Raw genomic sequence first — 356 nt, 5'->3', positions numbered from 1 at the left:
GCCATAAAATCCAATCTCTTCCGCGGCATTTTGCACCCTCTCGATCGTTTCCGCACGCACTGCGCCGGTACCTCCGAGGATGCGGTTGACCGTGGCGATGCTGACGCCGGACGCCTGGGCAAGATCGGCAATGGTCGGTCTCTTCATGATATGTTTCATTCCATTATAGGATGAGATGAAATGGTACATTAATTTCATCAAAACGCAATAGGCATTCCATTTCCAGCAATCCGTTGATACAAATATTCCAGCGAGTTGGGAGCCTTGCTTTGAGGAATTGTTACTCTCGACCGCCTTTTGGGAGGAAATCACATGAGTTTTTCAATGCGCGCCGTACGCGGGCTGCTGGCTGGCGC

General features: G+C 51.1%; 1 protein-coding gene. It reads right to left on the bottom strand.

All coding sequences use genetic code 11. The features are described from left to right. Positions 1–147 (bottom strand): LacI family DNA-binding transcriptional regulator (locus tag AF337_RS10520; RefSeq protein ID WP_244471211.1); only part of this gene is annotated, 147 nt, incomplete at its 3' end. Positions 148–356 lie beyond the last annotated feature (209 nt).

The sequence above is a fragment of the Rhizobium ecuadorense genome, assembly GCF_001187535.1.
GTDB lineage: Bacteria > Pseudomonadota > Alphaproteobacteria > Rhizobiales > Rhizobiaceae > Rhizobium > Rhizobium ecuadorense.
Note: the sequence above shows the minus strand (reverse complement) of the source record. Positions and strands in the feature narration are given on the sequence as shown.